Origin of the sequence: Methylophaga lonarensis MPL (assembly GCF_000349205.1) — a bacterium.
GTDB classification, from domain to species: domain Bacteria; phylum Pseudomonadota; class Gammaproteobacteria; order Nitrosococcales; family Methylophagaceae; genus Methylophaga; species Methylophaga lonarensis.
On record NZ_APHR01000052.1, the window covers coordinates 1 to 8,254 of the forward strand.

Here is an 8,254-nt window from a genome sequence, read left to right on the forward strand (position 1 = left end):
AGTAAATGATTGAGCGAAGTCGATCTGCGAATCATTGAGGCACTGGCTGATAATGGCAGTTTGACGGCGGCCGCCAACGCACTGCATCTGACGCAACCAGCCCTGTCACACCAGATTCGCTACCTTGAACAAAAGCTTGAATTGCAGCTTTGGCAAAGAGAGGGTCGTAAGTTGCGCCTGACCAATGGCGGCAAGTTGCTGTTGCAGATCGCAAGGCAAGTGCTGCCGGTGCTTGAGCAAGGTGAACAAACCCTGCGGGCTTATGCATCAGGCAAACAAGGCATACTCAGGCTAGGCGTAGAGTGTCATCCCTGTTATCAGTGGCTGAAAGGTTTGTTGGCGGATTATTTACAGCAGTTGCCGGCGATGGATGTGGATATTGTTCATCAGTTTCAGTTTTCTGGCATCGAGGGATTGGTCAATCACCATATTGATGTGCTGGTGACGCCCGATAAACTGCACCATACAGGTGTTCATTTTGAGCCGGTGTTTGATTATGAGCTGGTGTTACTGCTGCCGGAAAATCATTCACTGGCGGGCCGAGCCTTTGTTGAAGCCGAATTCTTGCAGAAAGAGTTATTGCTCACTTTCCCGGTCAGTCACGAACGACTCGACGTGTTCAGTCAGTTTCTCTGGCCTGCCAATATTCAGCCTGAAACCAAAGCCATGCAATCGCTGGATATCATGGTGCAAATGGTGCTGCTGGGGCGCGGTGTGACGGTGTTGCCGGATTGGCTGGCAACAGAGTTATCACGACAAAGCAAGCTGACCTGGGTCAGACTTGGCAGTACTGGCGTGCCTAAAACCTTGTTTGCCGCGATTCGAGAGGATGAGGTGGCCATTCCCTATATGCAAACCTTTGTTGAACTGGCAAAACAGCATCGCAAGGTTTGAATAGAGCAGATTTAGCCCAGCACGCGATACATCATTTCCCGGATGCTTTCTGGCTCAAAAGGTTTATCAAGGATCGCCGACACACCGGATTGTTCGACTTGTTCGAGCCGTGACGGATCACGTTCAGTGGTGACCATCAGAATCGGCAACAGGGTGTTGTTCATCTCATTGCGAACGTAATTGACCAGTTGTTCGCCATCCATTTCTGGCATGTTTAAATCGGTCAGCATCAGATCATATTCATATTGCTGCAAAAGAAGCATTGCCTGGGAGCCATTCTCGGCCGAATCAATCGCATGAATGCCCATTTGATTCAAAACACGCTGAATATGATTTCTGGAAGTACTGCTGTCATCGACCATCAACAAGCGAAGCTGGCTGACATCATAGTTCTCCAGACTGATTTCCTGTGGTTCGATGTAGTCCATCGTGGTGCGAAGCGCCCGTTTCAAATCGGCGTGATCGAAAGGTTTGGGCAGTATGGCAACCACGCCTGTTTGCCGCAGTTTTTCCAGCGCGGCCGGTTTACGCTCACTGGAGATCAACATAAAGTGCGTACTGTCGAAGCGATCTTCCTGTCGAAGTGTTTGCAACAGCTCATCTGCGGTCATATCTGGTAAGTACATGGCGCTGATGATCAGGTCGGGCGGATATTTGCGAGCGAAGGTCAGTGCTTCCTGACCGTCTGCAACACCGTCGATGCGACTAACCCCTGCTTGCTTGAGGTGGTTCATGATCACTTTAAGCTGCATGGATGATGGCTCTACCAGCAGGATTGCCAGTTGGGCAGTATCGTGTTCAGACGTTTGTGACATCAATGATATGTCCTGAGCAAATCGGTTTCGACTTGCTGTCGAAGCGTCGATCCAAGCAGTTTTTCGATAATTGCTAGGGAAAAATCAAGCGCAGTGCCCGGCCCACGCGAGGTAATGATGTTGCCGTCGACCTCAACCGGCTGGTCGCTAAGATGAATGTCGTTCCAGTCTTTGCTTTGTAAAACCCCCTGATAGGCGGTCGCCCGTTTGCCTGACAATACACCGGCATGTGCCAGCACTAGCGGTGCAGCGCAGATGGCTGCAACTGCAGCGTCAGCCTTATATAGCCGCTTGATGATAGTGTGAATGCGCTTATCCGCATTCAGATTGTTGGTGCCCGGCTGGCCGCCAGGCAGAACCAGCATGTCAAAATCATCGTTCATCACTTCACTAAGTGTTGAATCAGCAATCAATGAGATATCGTGGCTCCCGGTGACTTGCCTTTGTTCATTGAGGCTTGCCGTGGTGACATGGATACCCGCTCGGCGCAACAGATCGATAGCAGAGATCGCTTCGAGCTCTTCAAATCCATCCGCGAGCGGTATCAGCACTGTGGGCATCGGTTTCAACTCATGGGCGTGGATTGAGAATATTCATGCCTTTAAGCAGATTCAAACCCTGAGCCAGAACGTAGTCGCGGATTTCAAGCGGCTCTTTCGGTTCTTTGGCTTCAGTAGCTTCATCGGACTCTTCTGATTTAGGCTTGCCGTTATCAAGTGCCCTTGACAGATCCTGTTCACGAACCGGTGAGAAAGCACTGCGCTCAGCCGCAGTCACCTGAATGCCATCAATTTCGATGTCTGGCGCAATCCCCTCTGCCTGAATGGAACGTCCAGACGGAGTGTAATAACGCGCCGTAGTCAGTTTGACCGCAGTATTGTTATTGAGTGGCATTACCGTTTGCACAGATCCCTTACCGAAGGTTTTGCTGCCGATAACCACGGCACGCTGGTGGTCTTGTAAGGCACCGGCGACAATTTCAGAGGCAGATGCGGAGCCACCGTTAACCAGTACAACAATGGGAGCACCGTTAATCAAATCGCCAGGCTTGGCATGGAAGCGTTGTTTGGCATCAGCAATGCGTCCTTCGGTGTAAACAATGGTGCCCTTGTTGATGAAGGCATCGGAAACTTCAACGGCAGCATCCAGAACCCCGCCGGGATTGTTACGCATATCCAGAATCAGGCCTTTCAGAGAGCCGTTGTTTTCTTCTTTGAGTGCATTGACAGCCTCACGAAGTGCGGCGCCTGTCGGAGACTGGAAGGTGGTGATTCGAACATAGCCATAGCCGGGTTCAAGCATTTCATGACGGACACTGCGGACCCGGATGATGTCACGAACCAGTTCAATTTTGATCGGTTGATCGGCACCTTCGCGCATGATGGTCAACATCAGTGGAGTACCGGGTTCCCCGCGCATGATTTCAACAGCTTCATTCAGGCTCATGCCTTTGACCGGTGTGTCATCAAGACGAATGATAAGGTCACCGGCCATCACACCGCCACGAGCGGCTGGCGTGTCATCGATTGGAGCAACGACTTTGACAAAACCATCTTCCATGCTGACTTCGATACCGAGGCCACCAAATTGTCCTGAGGTACCTTCACGTAAATCCTGGAATGCCGAAACGTCGAGATAGGCAGAGTGTGGGTCCAGCCCTGACAACATGCCCCTGATGGCATTTTCCAGCAGCTCACGATCATCCACCGTGTCAACAAAGCTGCTTTTGATGCGACCAAAAATTTCAGAAAAGGCGCGCAGGTCGTCCAGTGGAATATCAGGTTTGACGTTCCTGTCTGCAAATACCATTTGGCCGAAAACCAGCGACACGCCCAGTAGCGCACCGGCAGATATCAGTCCAATGTCACGTCGTAAAAAACTCATAATTATCCCTTCTTAAAACCTGATTCAGCTGCGTTTTTCCAGCCAGTTGACTGGATTGACGGGTTGACCTTTATGGCGAATTTCGAAATAGAGTCCTGCCTGTTGCCGAATGCCCTGGTTGCCGCTTTGTGCGATGGTTTCACCTACGGTGACCGTGTCGCCGACATCCTTGAGCAGGGCATCGTTGTTGCCGTACAAACTCATGAATTGATCACCGTGATCGACAATAATCAACAGTCCGAAACCTCTAAGCCATTCAGAAAAAACCACGCGCCCGGATGCGACAGCCTTGACGTCGGTGCCTGGTGCCGAATCTATCATGATTCCTTGCCATTTGAGTGTACCAACATTTCTTGAGCTGCCATAGTGCGCCAACACTTTTCCGTTCACTGGCCAATTCAATCTGCCATTGAGACTGGTAAAGGGCTGTGTTGGTTTCACCGTTGATGGAGGTGGTGCTTTCTTGGCTTGTTGACGTGCCAGTGAATCGATCAGGTTTTGCAGTTGCTGTTCCTGACTTCTTAGCTCGGAAAGCCGGGCATCCTGCGAGGCAATTTTCTGATCAAGTGCAGCCAATGTTGCCTGCCGTGCTGCGGTCTGTGCTTGTAAGGATTCCTGTTGCTGCTTTTGTGATTCATACAACGATTGCAGCTCTCGCTGTGCGGCAAACACCTGTTTTTGCTCATCACTCAGGCTGGCCAGTAGCTGATCAATCTCCTCAATCTGTTCTCGTCTGGCATCGTTGAAGTAACGATAATAAACATTGCCACGTGACAGCAGCGCGGGATCCTGCTGATTCAGCAACATTTTCATATAGCCGGGCTGACTGTTGATAAATGCTGCCCGGAGCTGTTCATACAGGGCTTCAAGCTGTTCGCTTTGCATCAGTTGCTGTTGATCAAGTTGCTGGTTAAGCGCCGTCAGCTGGCGATCCTGGGTACGGATTTTTTCGTTGAGATTCGCCAGCTCGCGATTGATCGCCGACACCTTCAGGCTCTGGGCTTCGAGTTGTTTGTAGAGGCTTTCCTTGTCGGCCTTGTTGCTGGCTAAATCCTGACTGAGCGTTTTTATTTCGTCTCTGACGGCTTCCAGCTGTTGCGTAGAGTCCTGCGCGTGCCCCGCAGAAATTAACGCACTGCTGAGTAATATCAGAATCAGGCTGGCGGTTGTCACGATTATGATTTCAACTCAACTAACATGTGCTTGTTCATCTCGGTAGGGATAGGCGCATTGAGTAATGACAACATGGTCGGGGCAATGTCTGACAAACAGCCATGTTCTGCACAGTTGGCTTGGCGACCGGCATAGAGAAATGGCACCAGATTGCTGGTGTGTGCGGTATGGGCCTGACCGCTGTGGCTGTCACGCATTCTCTCAGCATTGCCATGATCGGCGGTCACCAGCATTTCACCGCCAGTTTCAAGCAATGCCGACCAGATCTTGCCGAGGCAGTTGTCGAGCGTTTCTATGGCTTTGACGGCAGCATCAAAGTTACCAGTGTGTCCCACCATGTCGGCATTGGCGAAGTTACAAATGACCACGTCATATTTGTTGCTGTGTATGGCTTTAACCAGTTGGTCGGTGACCTCTGGTGCGCTCATTTCCGGCATTTGATCGTAGGTTTTGACCTTGGGAGATGGAATCAGGATGCGATCTTCACCTTCAAAAGGTTCTTCCCTGCCGCCGTTGAAAAAGAAGGTGACATGGGCATATTTTTCGGTTTCGGCAATACGCAGCTGGGTCATACCGATGGCGGCGAGGTATTCACCGAAGATATTGGTAAGCTTTTCAGGGGGGTAAGCCGCCGGGATATCGTAGTCTTTCTTGTACTCGGTGAGGCTGACAAATTGTCCGAGCTTGATATCGCGAGGTTTTTCAAAGCCGTTGAAGGTGGGGTCAATAAAGCATTCACTTAACTCGCGAGCACGGTCTGAGCGAAAGTTCATGAATACGATGCTGTCGCCATCTTGTATCTGAACGCGCTCACCGATGGCGGTGCATTGAACAAACTCATCGCTTTCGTCACGCTGGTAAGCCATTTCAAGCGCCTGGCTTGCCGTGTCTGCCTGAAACTCGGATTGACCTTCAGCAATCGCCAGATAGGCTTTTTCGACACGCTCCCAGCGTTTATCTCTGTCCATGGCAAAAAAACGGCCACACATTGTGGCAAAGCGCGCTGATCCTAAGGACTGAAACTTCTCTTCCATGCGCTCAATGAATGTCTGTGCGGAACGTGGCGGGGTATCACGACCATCCAGAAAAGCATGTAGATACACCTGCTTTGCGCCGCGTTCGACTGCCAGTTGAATCATGGCCTGCAGATGTTCTTCGTGACTGTGCACGCCACCATCGGATAGCAAGCCCATGATGTGGACGGCTTTTTGATTGGCAACGGCATGATCAACCGCACTGGTCAGTGTGTTGTTGCTGAAAAAAGTACCAGTTTGAATGGCTCGGCTGATGCGAGTGTATTCCTGATACACAACACGCCCCGCACCGATGTTGAGGTGTCCCACTTCGGAGTTGCCCATCTGGTCCCCGGGCAAGCCCACGCCAGCGCCTGAGGCATCAATTAGCGTGTGTGGGTACTCTTGCCAGAGTGAGTCCCATACCGGGGTTTTGGCCGCCAGAATAGCGTTGTCTTCGGGACTTTCACTATGGCCCCAGCCATCAAGAATAATCAGCGCCAGTGGGCGATGAGCTCGATTCATGTTTCGGTCCTTAATTGTTGTGGTGTCAGTGTTTGTTTGCCTTCTGCATGTCATCACACTGTGATGATGCGGCAAGTACCAGCTGTCTTTCACTAATTTACGGCCTATCCGAGAGTCAGACAGCCGATTTGCCGGAGCTGCAGCTTTACTTTAGTGGCAATACATGCAAATTGCTGACAATGGCGTGTATTATATGGTCTTTTGTGACGATTTACAGTCACGAGTACGTTGGAATTGTTGTGAATCAAGCAGCACATACACAGATGATCAGCCATGAAAGTGATATTGAGCGCGCTGCGTTTGCGCTCAAGGCAATGTCGCATCCGCTGCGTCTGAAAATACTTTGCACCTTGGGTGACCAGGAACTGGCGGTACAGGATATCGTCGACCATGTTGGCACCACACAGAGCAACATTTCCCAGCACCTTGCGAAACTGCGCGATAAGGAAATTCTTGCATCCAGACGTGATGCAAATCGAATTTATTACCGGGTAAAAGATGATAGAACCCTGCGGTTGATAGAAATGATGCGCGATGTTTTCTGTCGTGAGCATAGTGCTGATTAAACCCACCAAACCGATAACCCAGAGCTGAGGTATATGGAAAACATAGGCGAGTTCATCATCAACCACTGGATACTTTCATCCCTGTTTGTAATCCTGTTGTGGCTGATTTTTTCCGAGAACATCAACCGTCGTCTAAGCGGCGTTCACGTCATTGATGTGCAACAGGCTGTGAATCTGGTGAATCAGCAAAAAGGTCAGTTTGTCGATATTCGGGACAAAGAGGCTTTCGAGAAATCTCACATCAGCGATGCCCTGCATGTGCCTGCTGCTGAGATTGAGCAGATGTCTGGCAAAGGCAAGCTGAAAAACACCGAACAGCCGCTGGTTGTGGTGTGTGATACCGGGCAAAAAGCCCGCGCAGCAGCAAAACAATTCAAAGGCAAAGGTCATACCCAGGTCTTTGTATTGGGTGGCGGCTTACATGCATGGCGTGAGGCACGCCTGCCGCTGTTTGGCTGAAGCTCATGGCAGAAGTTGTTATCTATTCCTCGGCGCATTGCCCGTACTGCGTGATGGCCAAGCAGTTATTGGAGCGCAAAGGTGTCAACTTCCAGGAAATTCGGGTTGATCTGGACCCTGACAAACGCCAGGAAATGATGCAGAAAAGCCGCCAACGAACCGTGCCGCAGATTTTCATTAACGGTAAGTCCATCGGTGGTTATACCGACCTGGCACAATTACAGCGCAGCAATCAGCTTGATGACTTGCTGGCCGCAAATTCATAACACTTAAACTAAGAGAGAAGGACACAGCATGGCTGAAGAAAACACCGCAGCAAATCAGGAACAACAGCCAAAATTTCTGATTCAAAAAATCTACACCAAAGATATTTCATTTGAAGCGCCTAATTCTCCGGAAGTTTTCCGTGAAGAATGGAATCCACAGTTGGATCTTCAGTTGGGTAATGATTACCAACGCATCGACGAAGATAACCACGAAATCGTCTTGTCAGTCACCGTGACTGCCCGTGTTGGCGATAAAGTGGCATTTCTGGCAGAAGTCAAACAAGCCGGTATTTTCACACTGACTGGTTACACAAAAGAAGAAATGGGCCCACTGGTTGGCAGTTACTGCCCTACTACGCTGTTCCCGTTTGTCCGTGAAGTTGTTTCAGACGTCGTTACCAAAGGTGGTTTTCCTGCTCTGGTGCTGGCTCCGGTTAACTTCGATGCGCTGTACATGCACCAGATTGAGCGTGCGCGTGAACAACAAGCCGCAGCTGAACAGCAAGCGGGACAGGATCAGACACACTAATCGCAAAATTTATGCGAACTGATGTGACTGAGGCATTGTTTCCAACCTTGGTAATTGGTGCGGGTGCCTGGGGTACCGCGCTTGCAATGGCACTTGCTCGCAATGATCACAAGGTATGGCTTGGGGCGGA

General features: G+C 50.5%; 10 protein-coding genes and 1 pseudogene. 6 read left to right on the top strand and 5 right to left on the bottom strand.

Translation table 11 applies throughout. From position 1 onward, the window contains the following. Positions 1 to 9: 9 nt before the first annotated feature. Positions 10 to 894: a LysR family transcriptional regulator gene (locus MPL1_RS09425; RefSeq protein WP_009726897.1), complete on the top strand. Its 885-nt coding sequence runs from the start codon at positions 10 to 12 to the stop codon at positions 892 to 894. An 11-nt stretch (positions 895 to 905) separates the two neighbouring features. On the opposite strand, the gene MPL1_RS09430 is transcribed toward MPL1_RS09425, so the two are convergent. The 5 genes from MPL1_RS09430 to gpmI are packed head-to-tail and all read right to left on the bottom strand — an operon-like array spanning position 906 to position 6,304. After that, positions 906 to 1,709, bottom strand: a complete 804-nt coding sequence (locus MPL1_RS09430; RefSeq protein ID WP_009726898.1) for a response regulator — start codon at positions 1,707 to 1,709, stop codon at positions 906 to 908. Then, a complete protein-coding gene (locus MPL1_RS09435) occupies positions 1,709 to 2,269 on the bottom strand; it encodes a DJ-1 family glyoxalase III (RefSeq protein WP_009726899.1) in 561 nt (186 codons plus the stop codon). Before MPL1_RS09435 ends, MPL1_RS09430 begins: the two co-directional genes overlap by 1 nt. 10 nt (positions 2,270 to 2,279) lie before the next feature. Then, entirely contained in the window at positions 2,280 to 3,593 is a 1,314-nt protein-coding gene (locus tag MPL1_RS09440; RefSeq protein WP_009726900.1) for a S41 family peptidase, read from the bottom strand. Between the two features lie 24 nt (positions 3,594 to 3,617). Further along, positions 3,618 to 4,766 (bottom strand): murein hydrolase activator EnvC family protein, encoded by a 1,149-nt coding sequence (locus MPL1_RS09445; protein ID WP_009726901.1) that lies wholly within the window; start codon positions 4,764 to 4,766, stop codon positions 3,618 to 3,620. A gap of 2 nt (positions 4,767 to 4,768) precedes the next feature. Beyond that, positions 4,769 to 6,304 carry a 2,3-bisphosphoglycerate-independent phosphoglycerate mutase gene (gene gpmI / locus MPL1_RS09450; protein WP_009726902.1) on the bottom strand — a complete coding sequence of 512 codons (1,536 nt, stop codon included), beginning with the start codon at positions 6,302 to 6,304 and terminating at the stop codon, positions 4,769 to 4,771. 263 nt (positions 6,305 to 6,567) lie between these two features. On the opposite strand from gpmI, the gene MPL1_RS09455 reads away from it, so the two are divergent. The 5 genes and pseudogenes from MPL1_RS09455 to MPL1_RS13485 form a co-directional block, all read left to right on the top strand. Continuing rightward, positions 6,568 to 6,870, top strand: a complete 303-nt coding sequence (locus tag MPL1_RS09455; protein WP_040577060.1) for an ArsR/SmtB family transcription factor — start codon at positions 6,568 to 6,570, stop codon at positions 6,868 to 6,870. A gap of 33 nt (positions 6,871 to 6,903) precedes the next feature. Continuing rightward, a complete protein-coding gene (locus tag MPL1_RS09460; RefSeq protein ID WP_009726904.1) occupies positions 6,904 to 7,329 on the top strand; it encodes a rhodanese-like domain-containing protein in 426 nt (141 codons plus the stop codon). A gap of 5 nt (positions 7,330 to 7,334) precedes the next feature. Further along, positions 7,335 to 7,595, top strand: coding sequence for a glutaredoxin 3 (gene grxC, locus MPL1_RS09465; RefSeq protein WP_040577059.1), 261 nt, complete (start codon positions 7,335 to 7,337; stop codon positions 7,593 to 7,595). A 28-nt stretch (positions 7,596 to 7,623) separates the two neighbouring features. Beyond that, a complete protein-coding gene (secB, locus tag MPL1_RS09470; RefSeq protein ID WP_009726906.1) occupies positions 7,624 to 8,124 on the top strand; it encodes a protein-export chaperone SecB in 501 nt (166 codons plus the stop codon). An 11-nt stretch (positions 8,125 to 8,135) separates the two neighbouring features. After that, positions 8,136 to 8,254: pseudogene (locus MPL1_RS13485) on the top strand (NAD(P)H-dependent glycerol-3-phosphate dehydrogenase); the annotation flags it as partial.

What these genes read in the sequence shown, in the direction of transcription:
- MPL1_RS09430 (WP_009726898.1), bottom strand. Translation starts at nt 1,709, where the DNA reads ATGTCACAAACGTCTGAACACGATACTGCCCAACTGGCAATCCTGCTG.
- MPL1_RS09435 (WP_009726899.1), bottom strand. Translation starts at nt 2,269, where the DNA reads ATGCCCACAGTGCTGATACCGCTCGCGGATGGATTTGAAGAGCTCGAA.
- MPL1_RS09440 (WP_009726900.1), bottom strand. Translation starts at nt 3,593, where the DNA reads ATGAGTTTTTTACGACGTGACATTGGACTGATATCTGCCGGTGCGCTA.
- gpmI (WP_009726902.1), bottom strand. Translation starts at nt 6,304, where the DNA reads ATGAATCGAGCTCATCGCCCACTGGCGCTGATTATTCTTGATGGCTGG.
- MPL1_RS09455 (WP_040577060.1), top strand. Translation starts at nt 6,568, where the DNA reads ATGATCAGCCATGAAAGTGATATTGAGCGCGCTGCGTTTGCGCTCAAG.
- MPL1_RS09460 (WP_009726904.1), top strand. Translation starts at nt 6,904, where the DNA reads ATGGAAAACATAGGCGAGTTCATCATCAACCACTGGATACTTTCATCC.
- grxC (WP_040577059.1), top strand. Translation starts at nt 7,335, where the DNA reads ATGGCAGAAGTTGTTATCTATTCCTCGGCGCATTGCCCGTACTGCGTG.
- secB (WP_009726906.1), top strand. Translation starts at nt 7,624, where the DNA reads ATGGCTGAAGAAAACACCGCAGCAAATCAGGAACAACAGCCAAAATTT.